The following is a 17807-nucleotide window of genomic DNA, read 5'->3' on the forward strand; positions in this document are numbered from 1 at the left end:
GCGGTCGACGAGCTCGCCGTCGCGCTCGGGATCGACCCGGTCGAGCTGCGGATCCGCAACGAGCCCGACGTCGACCCCGACACCGGAAGGCCCTTCTCCAGCCGCAACCTCGTGGCCTGCCTGCGGCGTGGCGCCGACCGGTTCGGCTGGGCGACCCGCGACCCGCGACCCGCGTCCGCGCACCCGGCTCGTCGACGGCTGGTGGCACGGCACCGGGGTGGCCGCGGCGTTCTTCCCGACGTTCGCGATGCCCGGCTCCGCCGCCGCGATCCGGTACTCCGCCGACGGGGACCCCGGCACCGGGGCGCCGGGCCGCTACCGGGTCGACATCGCCGCGGCCGACATCGGCCAGGGCGCCCGCACGGTGCTGACCCAGATCGCCGCCGAGGCGCTCGGGATCCCGCCCGCGCAGGTCGACCTGAACCTGGGCGACACCGGCCTGCCGCACGCGACCATGGCAGGCGGGTCCGCGGGCACCGCGTCCTGGGCGACGGCGATCGTCGAGGCCGCCGACCGGTTCCGCGACAAGTGGGGTACCGATCCGGAGGACGCGGCGGAGGCCGACGGCGTCGCCGGGCACAACCCGGCGATGGCCGAGTACGCGATGGGCGCGCACGGGGCGCACTTCGTCGAGGTGGCGGTGCACGCCGACACCGGGGAGATCCGGGTGCCGCGGATGCTCGGGGTGTTCGCCGCGGGCCGCATCCTCAACCCGCTGACCGCCCGTTCGCAGTTCCTCGGCGGGATGGTCTGGGGGCTGTCGATGGCGCTGCACGAGGAGGGCGTCGTCGACCCGGCCCGCGGGCACGTGGTCAACCACGACCTCGCCGGCTACCACGTGGCGGTGAACGCCGACGTCGGCGACATCGACGCCGAGTGGGTCGACGAGGACGACCCGCACGTCAACCCGGTCGGTGCGAAGGGCATCGGGGAGATCGGGATCGTCGGGGTGGCCGCGGCCGTCGCGAACGCCGCCCACCACGCCACCGGGGTGCGGGTCCGGTCGCTGCCGATCACCCTGGAGCACTTCCTGGGGGCCTGAGCGCGAGGGCCAGGACCCGCTCGGCCCGTGCGGCGAGCCGCCGCGGGTCCTGTGCCGCCGTCGCCGCCCGCAGGGCACGGGCGTCGAGGCCCGCGGGCACCCCCGTGGTGAACCAGCGCTCCAGCAGCGGCACCGTCATCTCGGGGTGGAACTGCACGCCCACGCTGCGGCCGGCCGCGAACGCCTCGTGGCCGGCCGCACTCGTGGCCAGCAGCTCCGCCCCGGGCGGCGCGACGAGCTGCTCGGCGTTCCAGCAGAACCACGGCCCGGCCGGGACGCGACCGTCGGACGGGACGACCGGGTGCCATCCGACCCGTGCGGCGGGCAGGGCCGTCCGGCCGCCGCCGAGTGCCTCGGCCAGCAGCTGGGCGCCGAAGCAGATCGCGAGGACGGGCACGCCGGCGTCGTGCGCGGTGCGCAGGAACGCGACCTCGCGGGCCGCCCACCCCTCGATCCGCTCCCGGGGCCACGGCGCGCCCAGGGTGACCACCAGGTCGGCACCGGCCGGGTCGGGCAGGACCAGGTCGACGTCCGGGTCGTCGTATCTGTCGGCAGGCACCACCGTGGTCCACTCCGGACGGATGTCGCGCCGCTCCAGGGCCGGGCCCAGCAGCCCGAGCCCGGCGACGTGGTCGTGGCCGATCACGATGGCGCGCACCGGCCCACCCTGCCACCTGCCGGGTTTGTCCCCGGCGGCCGCGGGTAGACCTCCGGCGGTCCGCGCCCGTGTGCGCACGGTGCCACCCCCGGATTCGACCGCGTTCCCGCGGCCGGTGGATGGCGCGGGCCGTCGCGGTCGAGCAGCCGGCCCCGCTTCCCCCGACACCTGCACGACCGACGGAGCCGTCGTTGATCCCGCACCACCCGAACTCCCCGGCCGCCCTGTTCACCGAGGGGCTGCGGCACCGCATGCGACTGGCCTGGCGCGCCGGCGCCGCGGCCGGCGCCGCCTGGTACCTCGCCACCCTCGTCCCCGGTGTCCTCGGCCAGTACCCCTACTACGCACCGCTGGGTGCGTTGCTCGTCTGCTACCCGACCGTCTTCGACTCGCTGCGCCAGAGCCTGCACGCCGTGCTCGCCACCGGACTCGGCGTCGGGCTCGGCGCCGCCGCCCTGCACCTGGGCGGTGCGCAGTGGTGGGCGGTGGCCGCCGCCGTGCTGGCCGGGATCGCGGCGGGCGCCGTCCCCGCGCTGGCCACCGCACGGGACCTGATCCCGACCGCGGCGTTGTTCACCATCCTCATCGGCGCCACCGACCCGTCCGGATTCATGGCGGGCTACCTCGGCCAGACCCTGCTGGGGGTGCTCGTGGGGGTCGCGGTCACCCTGGTGCTGCCGCCCCCGCCGCAGAACGCCCGCGCGCACCGCGTCGTGGTGCGGCTGCGCGACGGGATCGCCGACCACCTCCAGGAGATGGCGGAGGTCCTGGCCGAGCGGTGGCCGCCCGAGCGCGAGGAGTGGACGCGCCACCGGCACGACTTCGAACCGCTGATCGACGCGACCCGCGAGGCGGTCCGGTCCGCCGACGCGGGCCGGCGCGCCAACCTGCGGGCACGCGCCTACCGGGCCCGCGGCCAGCAGCTCTACGAGGCCGCGCAGACCCTGGAACAGCTCGCTGTGCTCGTCCTCGACCCGGAGCTGCGCACCCCGGTCGCGGAGGCGATGGCCGACCTGGCCACCGCGATCCGGTCGGCGGAGCTGGCGCACCTGACCCGCGGACCCGCCCCCGCCGGGCTCGACGGGCACCGCAGGCACCTGGCCGCCGCCCGGGAGGCACTGGGCCGGGTCACCGACCGGCTCGACTCCCAGCGAGCGGGCTGGGAGGACAGCCTCGCCGCCTCGGGGATCGTGCTGCACCTGCGGCGCTGCCTGGACCACCTGCACGCCGGCTCGGCCGACCGCAGCCCGGAACTGCACCCGTCGGGCTGAGGACGTGTGAGCGGCGGCCGGCGGGGTATCTCGGGCCCATGTCGGCACCTCGTACCCGGGGCGTGGGCCGGCCCAGGTCCTACCGGTTGAGATCCTGCAGCCGGTGGGGCCGCCCCCACACCGCGGACACGGGAGCTGCCCGGCACCGGGCGACGGCCGGACCGGTGCGGCACCTGCGGGTCACCGGCCCGGGCCCGGGCCGGGGGTGGCCGCCCGGCGGGGTCAGACAGCCAGCGGGCGGAAGCGGCGCAACCGCAGGCTGTTGAGCACCACGCACACCGAGCTGAACGCCATCGCCGCACCCGCGATCATCGGGTTGAGCAGCCCGAACGCGGCCAGCGGGATCGCGGCCGTGTTGTAGGCGAACGCCCAGAACAGGTTGCCCCGGATGGTGCCCAGGGTGCGCCGGGACAGCCGGACCGCGTCGGCGGCGGCGCGCAGGTCACCGCGGACCAGCGTGATGTCCGAGGCCTCGATGGCCACGTCGGTGCCGGTGCCCATGGCCAGACCCAGGTCGGCCCGGGCCAGCGCCGCCGCGTCGTTCACCCCGTCGCCCACCATCGCGACGACCCGGCCCTGCTCCTGCAGGCGCTCCACGACGGCGAGCTTCTCCGCGGGCAGCACGTCGGCGACCACGGTGTCCGGGCCGGGCTCGATGCCCACCTCGCGGGCGACGGTCTCGGCGACGGCCCGGTTGTCCCCGGTGAGCAGCACCGGACGCAGCCCCAGTCTGCGGAACTCCGCGATCGCCTCGGCCGAGGTCGGCTTCACGGTGTCGGCGACGACGAGCACGGCGCGCGCGGCCCCGTCCCACGCGACGGCGACCGTCGTGCGGCCCCGCGCGGCCTCGTCCGCGGCGACCGCGGCGAGGTCCTCGGACAGCGGCACCGCCCACTGCTCGAGCAGCCGCGGACGGCCGACGAGCACGGCGTGGCCGTCGACGACGCCCTGTACGCCCAGTCCCTCGTGGTTGGCGAAGTCCGAGACGGCGGGCAGGTCACCGACCCGCTCGGTCGCCGCTGCGGCGACCGCGGTGGCGACCGGGTGCTCGGAGGCACGCTCGAGCGCCCCGGCGAGGCGCAGCACGGTCGCCTCGTCGGCGTCGCCCGCGGTGTGCACGCCGGTCAGGGACATGGTCCCGGTGGTGACGGTGCCGGTCTTGTCGAGCACGACGGTGTCGACCCGCCGCGTTGACTCCAGGATCTCCGGGCCCTTGATCAGGATCCCGGTCTGGGCGCCGCGCCCGGTGCCCACCAGCAGCGCCGTCGGCGTCGCGAGCCCGAGCGCGCACGGGCAGGCAATGATCAGTACGGCGACGGCCGCGGTGAACGCGGTCGAGGCGAGGGCGCCGGTGAGGATCCAGACCAGCAGGGTCGCGGCGGCGACCACGGCGACGACGGGGACGAACACCGCGGAGATCCGGTCGGCCAGGCGCTGTACCTCGGCCTTGCCGTTCTGGGCCTCCTCGACCAGCCGCGCCATCTGCGCGAGCGCAGTGTCCGCGCCGACCCGGGTCGCGCGGACGACGAGCCGCCCGCCGGAGTTGACGCACCCGCCGACCACGGTGTCGCCCGCGCGGACCTCGACCGGCACCGACTCGCCGGTGAGCATCGAGACGTCGACCGCCGAGCGGCCGTCGACGACCTCCCCGTCGGTGGCGACCTTCTCCCCGGGGCGCACGACGAACTCCTCGCCCACGGTGAGCTCGTCGACGGCCACGCGCACCTCGGCGCCGTCGCGGCGCACCGTCACGTCCTTCGCGCCCATCTGCAGCAGGGCGCGCAGTGCGGCCCCGGCCCGGCGCCGGGACCGGAGCTCGACGTAGCGCCCGGCCAGCACGAACGTGACGACCGCGGCGACGACCTCGAGATAGATGTTCCCGCTGCCGTCGGTGCGCGAGATAGTCAGCTCGAACGGGTGCACCATGCCGGGCATCCCGGCGGTGCCGAGGAACAGGGCGTAGAGCGACCAGGCCAGGGCCGCCGTCGTCCCCATCGAGACGAGGGTGTCCATCGTGGCGGCGCCGTGGCGCAGGTTCGTCCAGGCGGCCCGGTGGAAGGGCGCGCCGGCCCAGCCCCAGACCGGCAGCGCCAGCAGCAACGACACCCACTGCCAGCCGACGAACTGCCACGCGGGCGTCATGGCGAGGACGACGACCGGTACCGACAGCACGGCGGCGCCGACCAGTCGGTTCCGCAGGTCGCGCAGGTCACGCTCGGGGTCGGTGTCGGACTCGGCGCTCGGCGGGGTCGCGGTGTAGCCGGCCGCCTCGACGGTACCGACGAGGGTGTCGAGCCCGATCTCCCCGGGGGCGCTGACCCGCGCCTTCTCGGTGGCGTAGTTGACGGTCGCGGTGACGCCGTCGAGCTTGTTGAGCTTGCGCTCGATCCGGTTGGCGCAGGATGCGCAGGTCATGCCGCCGACGGCGAGCTCGATCTCGGTGACGGTGCTGCCCGCGCCGCTCTCGGCGACGGTCGCCGTCGCGGCTGCGCGGGGCAGGGCGGTGACGGGGCCGTGGGCCGGGGACGTGTCGCTCATGGGTCGGTCCTCCGGGGGAGACCCGGCGCGGGTGGCGGTGACGACCCGCGCCGGGTGGACGGTCGGGACGTGCTCAGGCGAGCTGGCAGCCCGCCTCCTGCACGGCGTCGCGGACGGCGTCGGGGGAGACCTCGCCGTCGCTGGTGACGGTGACGGCTCCGGACGGCAGGTCGACGGCCACGTCGGTGACCCCGGAGATCTCGCTGATCTCCTCGGTGACCGAGGCGACGCAGTGTTGGCAGGTCATGCCGGTGACGGTGTAGCTGGCGGTGCTCATCGTGCTCTCTCCTGTGCGGGGTTCAGGACCATCGGGTGCAGGGCCATCGGGTTCAGGAACGGACCAGCCGGGCGATCGCCGCGCTGGCCTCCCGGATCTTCTCCTCGGCGACGGGGCCACCCTCGGTGGCGGCGTCGGCGACGCAGTGCTTCAGGTGCTCGTCGAGCAGCCCCAGCGCGACGGCCTCGAGGGCCTTGTTGACCGCGGCGACCTGGGTCAGCACGTCGATGCAGTACTTGTCCGACTCGATCATCTTCGTGATGCCGCGGACCTGGCCCTCGATCCGGCGCATCCGCTTGACGTGCGCGTCCTTGGTGTCGGCGTAGCCGGGCATCGCGTCCTCCTCGGGGGTCCACCGCCACCATACCCCTAGGGGGTAACGGTATCCACCCGGCCGGTAGCGTGGCACCGGTGACGGACCGGACCCGGCTGCTCGTGCTCGTGCTGCCGGTGCTGCTCGGGCTGGTGGGGATGCACGCGCTCGCGGCGCCCCCCGCGTCCTCCGGTGTACACGACGCCCCCGCGGCCGTCGCGCACGCTGCACCGCCGGACGGGGCACAGGTCACCGTGCACCCCCGCCCGCACCCCGATCCGCATCCCCGTCCGCACGGCATGCCGCACGACGGGGCGGCGCACCTGCTGCACCTGTGCCTGGCCGTGCTCGCAGCCGGGATCGTCCTCGCCGCGGCGGCGCTGCTGTCCGGGTTCGCGCCGCTGCCGTCGGCGCGGCGGCCGGCCGGTCCGGGGCGCCCGCGGACCGCGCCGACGGCCCGCCCACCCCCGGTCCGACGGCGGCTCGCCCGGCTCTGCGTGTCGCGGACGTGACCGGCCCCCGGCGCGGGAGAGCGCCGGAGCCGCCGAGCACACCCACGACACCGGAGTACCGACACATGACACGCACGACCACGGCGCTCGCCGCCGCGGCCCTGACCGCTGCCCTCGTCCTGACCGGCTGCGCCGGCGGGGGCCCGTCCACCCCGCCCGCGGTCCCGTCGAGCAGCGCCGACGTCGCCTTCGCCCAGGGCATGATCCCGCACCACGAGCAGGCGGTGGCGATGGCGCGGCTCGCCGACGGCCGTGCCGGGGCCCGGGTGCGCGACCTCGCCGCCCGGATCGAGGCCGCCCAGGGCCCGGAGATCGGCCGGCTCCAGGGGTTCCTGGCCGACTGGGGCGCCGCGCCCGCCGCCGACCACCACGGCGGCCACGGCGACATGGCCGGGATGGCCGGGATGATGTCCGACGAGCAGATGGCCGCTCTGGGGCGCGCGTCCGGCGCCGCGTTCGACCGGTCGTTCCTCCAGATGATGATCGCCCACCACGAGGGGGCGGTGACCATGGCCCGCGCCGAGCTCGACGCCGGGGCGGACCCGCGGGCGCGGGAGCTGGCGCAGCGGATCGTCGACGCCCAGCAGGCGGAGATCGCGGAGATGCGGACGCTGCTGGGCTGAGCCGGGGCCGTCCCCGGTCGGGGACCGGAGCCGTTCCCGGCTCCGGTCCCCTCGGGCCACACGGCGCACGCGGGCGTCCCGGTCGCGTCAGCGGAACGAGATGTGCACGTGGTCCATGTGGTTCGCCGTCTCCCCGCCCCGGTCCTCCTGGGCCTTCCATCCGCTGCCCGTGTCGATGCGCTGCTTCCAGATGATGTAGGAGATCCCGAGGTCGTCCCGGTTCTGCTGGGCGTAGGCGGCGAGCCGGTCGCCCGTGGCCGTGTCGACCATGAAGTCCAGGGCCTTGCCGCTGGGGTGGTCGGAGGCGTTGCCGCGACTGCCGATGCCCAGCACGGAGTCGACGCCGAACAGGCAGCGCAGCGTCTCCCCGGCCGTCGCCACGTTCGCGGCCACGCCCTCCATCCCCGCGGTGCCCAGGGCACACGTGGGGGAGCCGGTCGGGCCGCCGCCCGAGGGCGCCCCGGAGGCCCCGGCCGAGGACCGCGCGGAGTCGGCGGCGCGGGCGGCCGCCTCCCGTGCCTCGCGGGCGGCGGCACGGGCGCGCTCGCGCGCCTCGTCGCGGGCCTTCACCGCGGAGCCCACCGCACCGTCCGCGGCGCCGACGATCGCGTCGACGTCGACCGGGGGCGGCGGCTCGGCCAGCGACCGGGCCGTGCCCGCGGCCCCGGACGACGCGACGGACGAGGCGGCGGAGACCGCGTCGGCGAGCGAGGCGTCCGCGGCCGGGGTGCTGAAGGCCTGCAGCGCGAGGTCGTCGACGCGGGGGACCCCGCCGCCGGTCGCGGCGTGCGCGGCGACGAGGCCACCACCGGCCAGCGCCGAGGTGAGTGCCTGCAGGGTGCGGGCCCGCCCCGCGCGTCGGTGCCTCCCGCCCCGCTGGGGGACGACGTCACGGGTGACGACGGTCGTCGACGGCAGGGGTCGGCTCGGGGCGGTCCGGCTCGGGGAGCGCCGGGCCGCCACGGAGCCGGGGATGTTCCTCGGCACGCAGGGCGTCCTTCCTCGTCGGAGACGGCTGCGCCCGGGTGCCTGGGGAGCGGGGCGCGCGGGTCCTGCTGGGGATCAGGACCGTGACCGTTCCGTGATCGACCGTACGGATCGGGTTGTCCGTGTGGGGCCGGTCCGCGACCACCGGCCGCCGCGGTGCTGCGAGTGGCGGGCCGCTCGGCCGGAAGGATCAACCGTGATCCACCTGTTGCCGGTGGATCAGGCGTCCTGGACGTCCCAGGTGCCCGCGGTGTAGTCGAGGGTGACCCGCAGCGCGCCACCGTCGCCGTGGCTGACGTAGACGAGCCGGTCGTCGGTGGCCTCGGCCACCTCGGTCCGCGCGTCGTACAGCCAGGGGTGGCGCCGTCGCAGTCCGATCAGCTCCTGGTGCACGGCCAGCACGTGCGGGTCCGCGCCGGAGGGGAGGGACCCGTCGGCGGGGAACTCGGGGCGGACCGCGTCGTCGCCGCCGGCCCGCTCCTCCTTGACCCCGGTCAGGCCGAGCTCGTCGCCGGCGTAGACCGACGGCGTGCCGCCGACGGTGCACAGCACCGCGACGGCGAGCTCGATGTGGCGGCGGTCGTGCAGCTGCGACGCGAGCCGGGTGACGTCGTGGTTGCCGACGAAGGTGTTCGGCACCGCGGCGGCGACGAACCGGTCGTGGCGCTGCAGCGCCCACGCGAGCTCGTGCGGGTTGCCGTCGTTGAGGCTCGACCAGATCGCCTTCCACAGCTCGTACTGGGTGAGCGCGTCGATCGTGGTGGCGGCGGTGACCGCGTCGTGCTCACCGTGGATGACCTCGCCGAGGAACCAGGCGTCCGGGTGGCGCTCGCGGACGCGGGGGAGCACGTCGGCCCAGAAGTCGTCCGGGACGGTGTAGGCGGCGTCGAGCCGCCACCCGTCGGCACCGCGGTCGAGCCAGTGGCCGAGCACGTCGGCGACGTGCTCGCGGACGGCGGGGTTGTCGTGGTCGAGGGTGTGCAGGCCGGGGTGGCCCTCGAAGACGGCGATCTCCCCGTCGTCGGTGTGCCGGAACCAGGCGTCGTCCGGCCCGCCGGGGTCGGCGCGGGCGGCGAGCAGCCGCGGGTGTTCGGGGCCGACGTGGTTGAACACGCCGTCGAGCAGGATCCGCAGGCCGCGCCCCTTCGCCTCCGCGACGAGCGCGTCGAAGTCGGCGTCGGTCCCCAGGCGCGGGTCGATCCGCAGGTGGTCGGTGGTGTCGTAGCCGTGGGTCGCCGACGCGAACACCGGGCCGAGCAGCAGCCCGTTCGCCCCCAGCGCGACGGCGTGGTCGAGCCAGCCGACGATCCTCCGCAGTGAGTGGTCCGCGCCGTCGCCGCGGTCGGGGTGGGCCCCGGTGAACCCCAGCGGGTACACGTGCCACCAGATCGCGTGTCGTACCCAGTCCATCCGCGCGACCCTAGTCGTCGAACGGATCCCCGGCCCGGTGCCCGCCGAGCGCTCCGAGCAGCGAGGCGAACCCGCCCGCCACGTGCGCCTCGGTCGCGGCGGCGGCGCGGTCGGCGTCGCCGTCGGCGACCGCGTCGAGGATCGCCCGGTGCTCGGCGGCCGAGGCGGCGGCACGGTCGTCGTCGTGCAGGGTCAGGTCCCACGGGAACGCCTGCCAGAGCGCGGTGATCCGCTCCGGCAGCGCGGGTACCCCGCACCGGTCGTAGAGCAGGAAGTGGAACTCGCGGTTCCGCTCGCGGGCGGCGGCCGGGTCGTCGGCCGGGCGGTCGAGGACGGTGCGGGCCCGGGCCAGGTCGTGCCGCGAGACCCGTGGCGTCGCGCGGCGGACCGCGTAGGCCTCGGTGAGCCGGCGCACCACGTAGGTCGCGGTCACCCGGTCCACGTCGACCCCGGCGACCCGCACCCCGCGGTGGTGCTCGGCGACGACCAGTCCCTCCGCCGACAGCAGGCTCAGCGCCTCCCGGACCGGGGTGATGGAGGCGCCGAAGCGGCGGGCCAGCTCGTCCTGGCGCAGCGGGGTGCCGCGGGCCAGACCGCCGCCGAGGATCTCACGGCGCAGCTCGTCGACGATCCGGTCGCGCTTGGTGCTCACCGCTCGTCGAGCCAGGCCAGCACGGCGTCGGTGTGCTCGCCCACGGCCGGGACCGGGTCCATCCGTGCGGTCCGGCCGGCGACGGTGATCGGCGGCTGCAGCGCCCGCAGCGGCCCGACCGGGCTGCCGACCTCGGTCCACCTCTCCCGTGCGGTGAGCTGCGGATGCTCCAGCACCTCGCCGACCTCGCGCTGCCGGGCGTGCGCGATCCGGCCCTGCACCAGCCGGGCGACGAGCTCGTCGCCGGTCAGCCCCGTGAGCACCGTGTCGATCTCGGCGTGCAGGTCGGGGCGGTGCTCCACCCGTGCCCGGCCGCTCGCGAACCGCGGGTCGGTCGCGACCTCCGGGCGGCGCAGCACGACCTCGCAGAACGTGGCCCACTCGCGCTCGTTCTGGATCGAGAGGACGACGTCGGTGCCGTCCCCGGCCGAGAAGGTCCCGTACGGCGCGATCGCGGCGTGGCTGGTGCCGGTCCGCTCCGGCGCGGTGCCGCCGTAGCCGGCGTAGTAGAGCGGGTAGCCCATCCACTCGACCAGCGAGTCGAACAGGCTGACCTCCAGGTCGGTGCCCCGTCCGGTGCGCTCGCGCTCGTAGAGGGCGGACAGGATGCCGGAGAACGCGTACATGCCGGCGCCGATGTCGGCGGCCGGGAGGCCGCTCTTCGCGGGCGCGTCCGCGGTGCCGGTGATCGAGACGAGCCCGGCCTCGGACTGGATGAGCAGGTCGTAGGCCTTGGCGTCGCGGTAGGGCCCGGACGAGCCGTAGCCGGAGATCGAGCAGGTGACCAGCCGGTCGAACCGCTCCCGCAGCGCGGCCGCGCCGAGGCCGAGCCGCTCGGCGGCGCCCGGGGCGAAGTTCTGCACGAACACGTCGGCCCGCTCCAGCAGCCGCAGCATCGTGGCGCGGCCGTCGTCGGACTTGAGGTCGAGGGTGACCGACTCCTTGGACCGGTTCAGCCACACGAAGTGGCTGGACATGCCGTGCACCGTCTCGTCGTAGTCGCGGGCGAAGTCGCCCCGGCCCTCGCGTTCGATCTTGATGACCCGGGCTCCGAGGTCGGCGAGGTGCCGGGTCGCCAGCGGCGCGGCCACGGCCTGCTCGCAGGAGACGACGACCAGGCCCTCCAGGGGGAGTCCCATCAGATGCTCCGCCCGCCGTCGACGGGCAGGACCACGCCGGTCAGGAACGCGGCGGCGTCGGAGGCGAGGAACACCGCGGCGTCGGCGACGTCGCCCGCCTCCGCGAGCCGGGCCAGCGGGATGCCCGTGACGAACCGCTCGCGAGCGGCCTCGGGGTCCTCGGTGCCGAGGAGCCTCGGCAGCATCGGGGTGTCGGTGGCGACCGGGGCCAGGCAGTTGACCCGGATGTCGGGCGCGAGCTCCAGGGCCAGGGTGCGGGCGAGGTGGTGGGCGGCGGCCTTCGACGAGGCGTAGGCGCCGAACCCGGGGCGGGTCCGCTCGCCCATCACCGACCCGGTGATCGTGACCGCGCCGCCGCCGGTGCGGCGCATCGCGGGCACCGCGGCCCGCACACCGAGCCAGGCGCCCTTCACGTTGACGTCGAAGATCGCCGAGAACTCGTCGGGGTCGGCGTCGAGCGCGGGGACGGGGAAACCGGTGAGCCCTGCGTTGCAGGACAGCACGTCCAGCCGGCCGAACGCGGTCTCGGCCCGCTCGACGGCGGCGGCGTTCGCGGCGGCGTCGGTGACGTCGACCCGGAGCCCGACCGCCCGCTCACCGAGCTCGGCGGCGGCCCGCTCCGCCGCGTCCCCGTCCAGGTCGGCGACGACGACCGACGCCCCCTGCTCGACGAACCGCCCGGCCGTGGCCAGGCCGATGCCGGACGCGCCCCCGGTGACGATCGCGACCCTGCCCTGCAGTGCGCCCGTGGCCATGACGGCTCCTCGACGTCGAGACGATGCCTGATCGCGGAAATAATGCATGATCCGGCGAGATCATGCATCCCTCGGGTGCCACCGCCGCAGGATCCCCACCCGGCCACGCCGTCACGTCACGTCGATCAGCACGTTCCGGCCCCCGGCGGGGCGGAGACGTGCTGATCGGATCGGCCGCGCGGTCCTCAGCCCACGGCGCGGGCGGCGGCGACGAAGTCGCGGATGCGGGCGTGGTCCTTGACGCCGCGGGACGACTCGACGCCGCTGGAGACGTCGACACCCCAGGGGCGGACCCGGCGCACGGCCTCGCCGACGGTGCCGGGGTCCAGCCCGCCGGCGAGCAGCCATCTCCCGTCCGGCCTCGGGTCGAGCGCCTCGGCGTCCCAGCGCTCGCCGGACCCGGCGACGGGGGAGTCGAGCAGCAGCACGTCCTCGCCGTAGAGGCCCACGGTGAGGTCCGGGTCGTGGGCCAGCGAGGTCGCCCGCCAGAGGGTGATCGGCGCGCGGGCGGCCACGGTGAAGTCGTCGCGGGTGTAGCGGCCGTGCAGCTGCAGCGCGTCGGCGCCGGCGTCGGCGGTCACCGCCGCGGCCCGGTCGGCGGGCAGGTCGGCGACCACGACCACCGACCGCACGCCGTCCGGCACCCGGGCGACGAGCGCGCCCAGGTCGGCCGGGTCGATGTGGCGGGGACTCGGCGGGTACACGACGAACCCGACCGCGTCGGCGCCGGCGGCCACGGCCGCGTCGACGTCGCCGGGGGTCCGCAGCCCGCACACCTTGACGAACACACCCCGACCCTACGGGCCGGGGTCAGCGCATGACGTAGGTGCTCAGCAGCGCCTGCACCTCGTAGACGTCGACGCCCTTGCCGAACTGCTTCTGCAGGGGCACCGACGATCCGGACAGCCAGATCTTCAGCTCCGCGTCGAGGTCGAAGGTGCCCGCGGTCTCCACCGAGAAGTGGGTGATCGCGCGGTAGGGCACCGAGTGGTACTCGACCTTGCGCCCGGTCACCCCCTGCTTGTCGACGAGGATCAGCCTGCGGTCGGTGAACAGGAACGAGTCCCTGATCAGCTGGTAGGCCGCCTGGACCTGCTCACCGGGCGCCAGCAGCCTGCCGAACTCCTGGGCCGCCGCCGCGGGGTCGATGCGGGAGGCGTTGCCCATGACACCGTCGAGGAATCCCATGCGCCCAGTGTCGCCCACCGGGCGCGGCGTCGTCAGAGCTCGAGCACCAGCCGCGGCGACCGCGCCCGGGACACGCAGAGCATCATCACCTCGCCCGAGGCCCGCTCCTCCTCGGTGAGCAGCGAGTCCCGGTGGTCCGGCTCGCCGGCCAGCACCCCGGTCTCGCAGGTGCCGCAGGTCCCCTCCCGGCACGACGACAGCGTCGTGATCCCGGCGCCCTCCAGCGCGTCGAGGATCGAGCACCCGGCCGGGACGGCGACGACCGTCCCGGACCCGGACAGCTCCACCTCGAACGCCTCGTCCGGCCCGTCGAGGGCGCCGGGGCGGGCGGAGAACCGCTCGACGTGCACCGGCACGCCGAGCCGCTCCCCCTCGGCCTCGACGGCGGCGAGCAGCCCCTCGGGCCCGCAGCAGTACACGGGCCGTCCGGCGGCCGCGGACAGGATCCCGCCGACGTCGAGCAGTCCCGCCTCGTCCTGCGGCACCAGGGCCACGCGGTCCGGGTGCCGCCCGGCGAGCTCGGTGAACGCCATCGACGCCCGGCTGCGTCCGCCGTGGACCAGCCGCCAGTCCGCGCCCGCGGCGTGCGCCGCCGCGATCATCGGGACCAGCGGGGTGATACCGATCCCGCCGGCGACGAACACGTAGCCCGGGGCGTCGACGAGCGCGAACCGGTTGCGCGGCCCGCGGACGAGCACCGTGTCGCCCTCGGCGACGACGTCGTGCACGTGTGCCGAGCCGCCCCGCCCGGCGGGCTCGCGCAGCACCGCGACCCGGTAGACCGAGCGCTCGCCCGGGTCCCCGCACAGCGAGTACTGCCGGACGAGGTCCGCGCTCAGGACGAGGTCGAGGTGGGCGCCGGGCGTCCACTCCGGCAGCTCGGCCCCGGACGGGTCGCGCAGGGTCAGCAGCACGACGTCCTCGGCGAGGAGCTCCTTCTTCTCCACCACCAGGTGCAGCTCGGGTTCGGTCACGACGTGCTCCAGCTCTCGTGGTCCACGGGGCAGCCCAGCAGCCAGTCCCACAGCGGCACCGGGTCGTCGAACACGCGCTCCGCACCGCAGTGGCACACCGCGCGCAGCAGGTCGGTGCCCAGCACCCAGTGGATGCGCTGCACGCGGTGACCGTGCAGGACCGGTGGCGCCTCGGGGATCGCGCTCACGTGGCGGGGGCCGGGGAGGGGACGGCCGGTGCCGCGCCGGCCATGCGGGCGAGCATCCGGCGCGCGGCCAGCCCGCCGGTGTCGATGTTGACCGACAGCTCCTGGTAGCCCGCCGGCTCGTTCGCGACCACCTTCTCCAGGACGTCGAGCGCCTCCACGTCCTGCAGCACCACGGTCCGGTTCTGCTCGGCGAGGAACGCCGAGACCTCGACGTCGGCCAGGGCGAAGTCGCGCGCGACCATCCAGAAGTCGTGTGTGGAGTGCTCGGTCTCCGGGGTGATCGCGTAGACCACCTCGACGTGGAAGGCGTCCGGGTCGGAGCCGTCGGCGTGCGGGACCGAGCCGACCGGTGCGATCCGGGAGTGCAGCTTGTACAGGCACGGTGGGGTGTACTCGATGTCCTGCCAGCGCGAGATCCGCCCGGACAGGCCGGTGGAACGCTCGTAGAACGGCGGGCACTGCGCGTCGGCCATGTGCCGGGAGACGTAGACGACGCCGGCGTCCTCGTCGACCTCGGTGGAGATCGGGGTGGCCGCGACCTCGGGGGTGCCGATGTAACCCCCGTGCAGGTAGGTCTCGTGCGACAGGTCGAGCAGGTTGTCCACCAGCAGCGAGAACCGGGCGGCCAGCGGCTCCATCCCGCGGACCGTGGTCCACCCGGCGTCGTCGAGGTAGGTGGCGCGGGGGATGCGCAGCGGGTCGGCGAGCTCCGGGTCGCCGATCCAGACCCAGATCAGCGAGTCCTGCTCGACGACGGGGTAGGCCGCCAGCCGGGCCGTGCGCGGCACCCGGTTCTGCCCCGGCACGGCGACGCACTTCCCGTCGGCACCGTAGGTGAAGCCGTGGTAGCCGCAGACGACGGTGTCGCCGACGAGCCGGCTCGGGGCCTGCGACAGCGGGAACCGGCGGTGCACGCAGCGGTCGGCGTGCGCGGTGACCCGGCCGGCCTCGGTGCGCCAGAACAGGATCGGTTCCTCGCAGATGGTGCGCCCGAACAGCTCGCGGCCGATCTCGGCGGAGTAGGCGGCGACGTACCACTGGTCGCGGGGGATCGAGCTCATGCGGGGACTCCCTGGGTGGTGGGGGTGCCGGATCGGCGGAGCAGCAGGACGAGGGCGGCCGCGCCGACGAACACGGCCGCGAAGAGCAGGTAGAGCGACTGCGGGGTGGCGCCACCGTCGAGCAGCGCCCCGGCCAGGGTCGGCGCGAGGATCGCCCCGGACCGGCCGACCGCGAGCGCGGTGCCGACGCCCGTGGTGCGCACGTCGGCGCCGTAGGAGGTCGGTGCCATCGCGTAGAGCCCGGCGACGCAGCCGTTGACGAACAGCCCGACCAGCGCGGCGACGACGAACGCCACCGCGAGCGAGGAGGTGCTGGCGATGAACACGGCGAGCAGGACCGCGGCGGCCAGCAGGTACCCGGCGAGCACGTGCCGCAGCGCGAACCGGGCGGCGAGCAGGCCGAGCGCGGCGGCGCCGAAGATGCCACCGACGTTGAGCAGGGTGCCGCCGGCGATGCCCGCGTCGGGGGACAGGCCGGCCTCGACGAGCAGGATCGGCGTCCAGCTGGTGACGAAGTGGAACCCGGCCATCACGCAGAAGAACCCTGCCCAGAGCAGCAGCGTGGTGCGGCGCAGCGCCGGCCGCAGCAGCGCTCCGTAGCCCGCGGCCACGCCCGTGCGGACCGGGGGGTCGTCGGGGAGGGCCGGCAGAGGCGCGTGCCCCATCCGGGTGAGCAGCGCGTTGACCCGCTCCAACGCTCCGGGCGGGCGGCGCACGAGCAGGAAGTCCAGGGACTCCGGCAGCCGCCACCAGACCAGTGGGACCGCGGCGAGCGTGGCGACGCCACCGGCCAGGAACACCGCGCGCCAGCCGAACTGACCGATCAGCGTCGCGGCCAGCAGTCCGCCGAACACGGCGCCCAGGGCGTAGCCGGTGGAGTTCAGGCTCACCGCCAGCCCGCGCCAGCGCGCCGAGGCGTACTCGGCGGCGACGACGTTGCTGGTGGCGAGGATGCCGCCGACGCCGAGCCCGGTGAGCAGCCGCAGGGCGCCGAGCTGGCCGGGGGACTGCGCCGCGGCCGAGCCCAGCATGGCGAGGCCGGCCACGACCAGGCAGCCGAGCACGACCGGCCGCCGCCCGACGCGGTCGGCCCACGGTCCGATGAGGACCGAACCGGCCGCCATCCCGACCAGGCCGGCGGACAGGAGCAGCCCGAGCTGGCTGCCGGACAGGCCCCACTCGGTGGCGACCGAGCGGCCGGTGAAGGCCATGACCAGCACGTCGAAGCCGTCGAGGACGTTCAGCAGGACGCACGCCGCGACCGCGCCCCACTGGTACCGGGACATCGGTGTGTCGTCGAGCAGGCGGCGGACGGTGTCCGCCGTGGGAGGTGGGCGCATGGTGGGACTCCGTCGTCGCCGCGCGGTGGTGGTGTGCAGCGAGGATGCGGGGCGACGGACGCCGGCTCGTACGATGCTTCCGGGAAATGGAAGGATTTCAGTGCGCGGTGGAGCTGAGTGCGCGGCTGATCCCGGCCGCGGTCGTGCGCACCAGCGGGGCCAGCGCCCTGGCCGACACGCTGCCGTGCCGCACGACGAGCGACACGGCGGCGACGACCTGACCGCGGGCGTCGGAGACGGGCGCCCCGACCGACAGCGCGTCGTCGGTGACCTGCCGGTCGCTGACGGAGTGGCCGTCGCGGCGGACGTCGGCGAGCATGCGGCGCATCCGCTGCGGGTCGGTCACGGTGAACGGGGTGTAGCGCTCGATGCGCGCGCCCAGCACCTCGTCCTGCAGCTCCGGCGGCGAGTGCGCGAGCAGCACCAGCCCGACCCCGGTCGCGGTGAGCGCGAAACGGCCCCCGACCCGGGTCTGGACCGGGACCGCGCCGGACCCGGCGAGGCGCTCGACGAACACCACCTCGGCGCCCTCGCGTACCGCCAGCTGCACGTTCTCCCGGGTGACCCGGGACAGGTCCTCCAGGAACGGCAGCGCCGTCTCGCGCAGCGCCTGCCCGCGCGGGGCGAGCGCGCCGAGCTCCCAGACACGCAGCCCGATCCGGTACCGGCCCTCGTCGTCCCGCTCCAGCGCGCCCCACGCCGTCAGGTCGGCGACCAGCCGGTGCGCGGTCGACAGCGGGACGCCGGCGTGCCGGGCGAGGTCGCTCAGCGTCAGCGCGGGCCGGTCGGGGCCGAACGCGTCGAGCAGGCCGAGTGCGCGCACCACGACCGACCCGGTCGGTCCCACCGGGTGGCCGCGACGCGACGTGGTCATGCCCC

Annotated in this window: 20 protein-coding genes; 4 read left to right on the forward strand and 16 right to left on the reverse strand. The window is 75.4% G+C overall.

The features are described 5' to 3' along the window. The first annotated feature begins 127 nt into the window (after positions 1 to 127). Positions 128 to 1042: a molybdopterin cofactor-binding domain-containing protein gene (locus KPF47_RS40685; protein WP_308015598.1), complete on the forward strand. Its 915-nt coding sequence runs from the start codon at positions 128 to 130 to the stop codon at positions 1040 to 1042. Here the strand turns inward: KPF47_RS40685 and KPF47_RS37510 are convergent. Further along, positions 1014 to 1700: a gamma-glutamyl-gamma-aminobutyrate hydrolase family protein gene (locus KPF47_RS37510; RefSeq protein WP_224393085.1), complete on the reverse strand. Its 687-nt coding sequence runs from the start codon at positions 1698 to 1700 to the stop codon at positions 1014 to 1016. The two genes, KPF47_RS40685 and KPF47_RS37510, sit on opposite strands and share 29 nt — an antisense overlap. Before the next feature lie 191 nt (positions 1701 to 1891). Here KPF47_RS37510 and KPF47_RS37515 point away from each other — a divergent pair, with 191 nt between their 5' ends. Next, positions 1892 to 2971, forward strand: a complete 1080-nt coding sequence (locus tag KPF47_RS37515; protein WP_224393086.1) for an FUSC family protein — start codon at positions 1892 to 1894, stop codon at positions 2969 to 2971. Positions 2972 to 3193: 222 nt separating this feature from the next. On the opposite strand, the gene KPF47_RS37520 is transcribed toward KPF47_RS37515, so the two are convergent. The 3 genes from KPF47_RS37520 to KPF47_RS37530 form a co-directional block, all read right to left on the reverse strand. Continuing rightward, entirely contained in the window at positions 3194 to 5509 is a 2316-nt protein-coding gene (locus tag KPF47_RS37520; RefSeq protein ID WP_374108951.1) for a heavy metal translocating P-type ATPase, read from the reverse strand. Positions 5510 to 5582: 73 nt separating this feature from the next. After that, on the reverse strand, positions 5583 to 5786 hold the full coding sequence (locus KPF47_RS37525; protein WP_224393087.1) for a heavy-metal-associated domain-containing protein: 204 nt from the start codon (positions 5784 to 5786) through the stop codon (positions 5583 to 5585). A 52-nt stretch (positions 5787 to 5838) separates the two neighbouring features. After that, positions 5839 to 6120 carry a metal-sensitive transcriptional regulator gene (locus tag KPF47_RS37530; protein ID WP_073577472.1) on the reverse strand — a complete coding sequence of 94 codons (282 nt, stop codon included), beginning with the start codon at positions 6118 to 6120 and terminating at the stop codon, positions 5839 to 5841. A 77-nt stretch (positions 6121 to 6197) separates the two neighbouring features. Between KPF47_RS37530 and KPF47_RS37535 the strand changes: the two genes are divergently transcribed. Both KPF47_RS37535 and KPF47_RS37540 read left to right on the forward strand, forming a co-directional pair. Continuing rightward, positions 6198 to 6611, forward strand: a complete 414-nt coding sequence (locus KPF47_RS37535) for a DUF6153 family protein (protein ID WP_224393088.1) — start codon at positions 6198 to 6200, stop codon at positions 6609 to 6611. Between the two features lie 65 nt (positions 6612 to 6676). Beyond that, entirely contained in the window at positions 6677 to 7234 is a 558-nt protein-coding gene (locus tag KPF47_RS37540) for a DUF305 domain-containing protein (RefSeq protein WP_224393089.1), read from the forward strand. Positions 7235 to 7321: 87 nt separating this feature from the next. On the opposite strand, the gene KPF47_RS37545 is transcribed toward KPF47_RS37540, so the two are convergent. From KPF47_RS37545 to KPF47_RS37600, 12 genes are all read right to left on the reverse strand, one after another. Then, positions 7322 to 8221 (reverse strand): hypothetical protein, encoded by a 900-nt coding sequence (locus KPF47_RS37545; RefSeq protein ID WP_224393090.1) that lies wholly within the window; start codon positions 8219 to 8221, stop codon positions 7322 to 7324. 219 nt (positions 8222 to 8440) lie between these two features. Continuing rightward, positions 8441 to 9631 (reverse strand): alpha-amylase family glycosyl hydrolase, encoded by a 1191-nt coding sequence (locus KPF47_RS37550; protein ID WP_224393091.1) that lies wholly within the window; start codon positions 9629 to 9631, stop codon positions 8441 to 8443. 10 nt (positions 9632 to 9641) lie between these two features. Next, on the reverse strand, positions 9642 to 10283 hold the full coding sequence (locus KPF47_RS37555) for a GntR family transcriptional regulator (protein ID WP_224393092.1): 642 nt from the start codon (positions 10281 to 10283) through the stop codon (positions 9642 to 9644). Next, complete coding sequence (locus KPF47_RS37560) at positions 10280 to 11422, reverse strand: CaiB/BaiF CoA-transferase family protein (protein WP_224393093.1); 1143 nt, start codon at positions 11420 to 11422, stop codon at positions 10280 to 10282. The genes KPF47_RS37555 and KPF47_RS37560 overlap by 4 nt, the downstream gene beginning before the upstream one ends. Then, the gene (locus KPF47_RS37565) at positions 11422 to 12177 is read right to left on the reverse strand and encodes an SDR family oxidoreductase (RefSeq protein WP_224393094.1); all 756 of its coding nucleotides are present in this window, start codon (positions 12175 to 12177) and stop codon (positions 11422 to 11424) included. Before KPF47_RS37565 ends, KPF47_RS37560 begins: the two co-directional genes overlap by 1 nt. Before the next feature lie 185 nt (positions 12178 to 12362). Next, positions 12363 to 12965 (reverse strand): phosphoribosylanthranilate isomerase, encoded by a 603-nt coding sequence (locus KPF47_RS37570; RefSeq protein ID WP_224393095.1) that lies wholly within the window; start codon positions 12963 to 12965, stop codon positions 12363 to 12365. 22 nt (positions 12966 to 12987) lie between these two features. Beyond that, the gene (locus KPF47_RS37575) at positions 12988 to 13365 is read right to left on the reverse strand and encodes a PH domain-containing protein (RefSeq protein ID WP_224393096.1); all 378 of its coding nucleotides are present in this window, start codon (positions 13363 to 13365) and stop codon (positions 12988 to 12990) included. Between the two features lie 32 nt (positions 13366 to 13397). Beyond that, a complete protein-coding gene (locus tag KPF47_RS37580) occupies positions 13398 to 14339 on the reverse strand; it encodes a PDR/VanB family oxidoreductase (protein WP_224393097.1) in 942 nt (313 codons plus the stop codon). After that, positions 14336 to 14527: a hypothetical protein gene (locus KPF47_RS37585; RefSeq protein WP_224393098.1), complete on the reverse strand. Its 192-nt coding sequence runs from the start codon at positions 14525 to 14527 to the stop codon at positions 14336 to 14338. The genes KPF47_RS37580 and KPF47_RS37585 overlap by 4 nt, the downstream gene beginning before the upstream one ends. Beyond that, a complete protein-coding gene (locus KPF47_RS37590) occupies positions 14524 to 15588 on the reverse strand; it encodes an aromatic ring-hydroxylating dioxygenase subunit alpha (protein WP_224393099.1) in 1065 nt (354 codons plus the stop codon). The genes KPF47_RS37585 and KPF47_RS37590 overlap by 4 nt, the downstream gene beginning before the upstream one ends. Further along, positions 15585 to 16928 (reverse strand): MFS transporter, encoded by a 1344-nt coding sequence (locus KPF47_RS37595; RefSeq protein WP_224393100.1) that lies wholly within the window; start codon positions 16926 to 16928, stop codon positions 15585 to 15587. The genes KPF47_RS37590 and KPF47_RS37595 overlap by 4 nt, the downstream gene beginning before the upstream one ends. Before the next feature lie 97 nt (positions 16929 to 17025). Beyond that, positions 17026 to 17802 carry an IclR family transcriptional regulator gene (locus tag KPF47_RS37600; RefSeq protein WP_224393101.1) on the reverse strand — a complete coding sequence of 259 codons (777 nt, stop codon included), beginning with the start codon at positions 17800 to 17802 and terminating at the stop codon, positions 17026 to 17028. Positions 17803 to 17807 lie beyond the last annotated feature (5 nt).

It is taken from the genome of Pseudonocardia sp. ICBG1293, assembly GCF_020131355.1.
Taxonomy (GTDB): Bacteria; Actinomycetota; Actinomycetes; order Mycobacteriales; family Pseudonocardiaceae; genus Pseudonocardia.

Excerpts from the sequence above, each read along its gene's own strand:
- KPF47_RS37550 (WP_224393091.1), bottom strand. The coding sequence starts at position 9,631 with ATGGACTGGGTACGACACGCGATCTGGTGGCACGTGTACCCGCTGGGG.
- KPF47_RS37530 (WP_073577472.1), bottom strand. The coding sequence starts at position 6,120 with ATGCCCGGCTACGCCGACACCAAGGACGCGCACGTCAAGCGGATGCGC.
- KPF47_RS37595 (WP_224393100.1), bottom strand. The coding sequence starts at position 16,928 with ATGCGCCCACCTCCCACGGCGGACACCGTCCGCCGCCTGCTCGACGAC.
- KPF47_RS37590 (WP_224393099.1), bottom strand. The coding sequence starts at position 15,588 with ATGAGCTCGATCCCCCGCGACCAGTGGTACGTCGCCGCCTACTCCGCC.
- KPF47_RS37565 (WP_224393094.1), bottom strand. The coding sequence starts at position 12,177 with ATGGCCACGGGCGCACTGCAGGGCAGGGTCGCGATCGTCACCGGGGGC.
- KPF47_RS37600 (WP_224393101.1), bottom strand. The coding sequence starts at position 17,802 with ATGACCACGTCGCGTCGCGGCCACCCGGTGGGACCGACCGGGTCGGTC.
- KPF47_RS37575 (WP_224393096.1), bottom strand. The coding sequence starts at position 13,365 with ATGGGATTCCTCGACGGTGTCATGGGCAACGCCTCCCGCATCGACCCC.
- KPF47_RS37520 (WP_374108951.1), bottom strand. The coding sequence starts at position 5,509 with ATGAGCGACACGTCCCCGGCCCACGGCCCCGTCACCGCCCTGCCCCGC.
- KPF47_RS37560 (WP_224393093.1), bottom strand. The coding sequence starts at position 11,422 with ATGGGACTCCCCCTGGAGGGCCTGGTCGTCGTCTCCTGCGAGCAGGCC.
- KPF47_RS37525 (WP_224393087.1), bottom strand. The coding sequence starts at position 5,786 with ATGAGCACCGCCAGCTACACCGTCACCGGCATGACCTGCCAACACTGC.
- KPF47_RS37540 (WP_224393089.1), top strand. The coding sequence starts at position 6,677 with ATGACACGCACGACCACGGCGCTCGCCGCCGCGGCCCTGACCGCTGCC.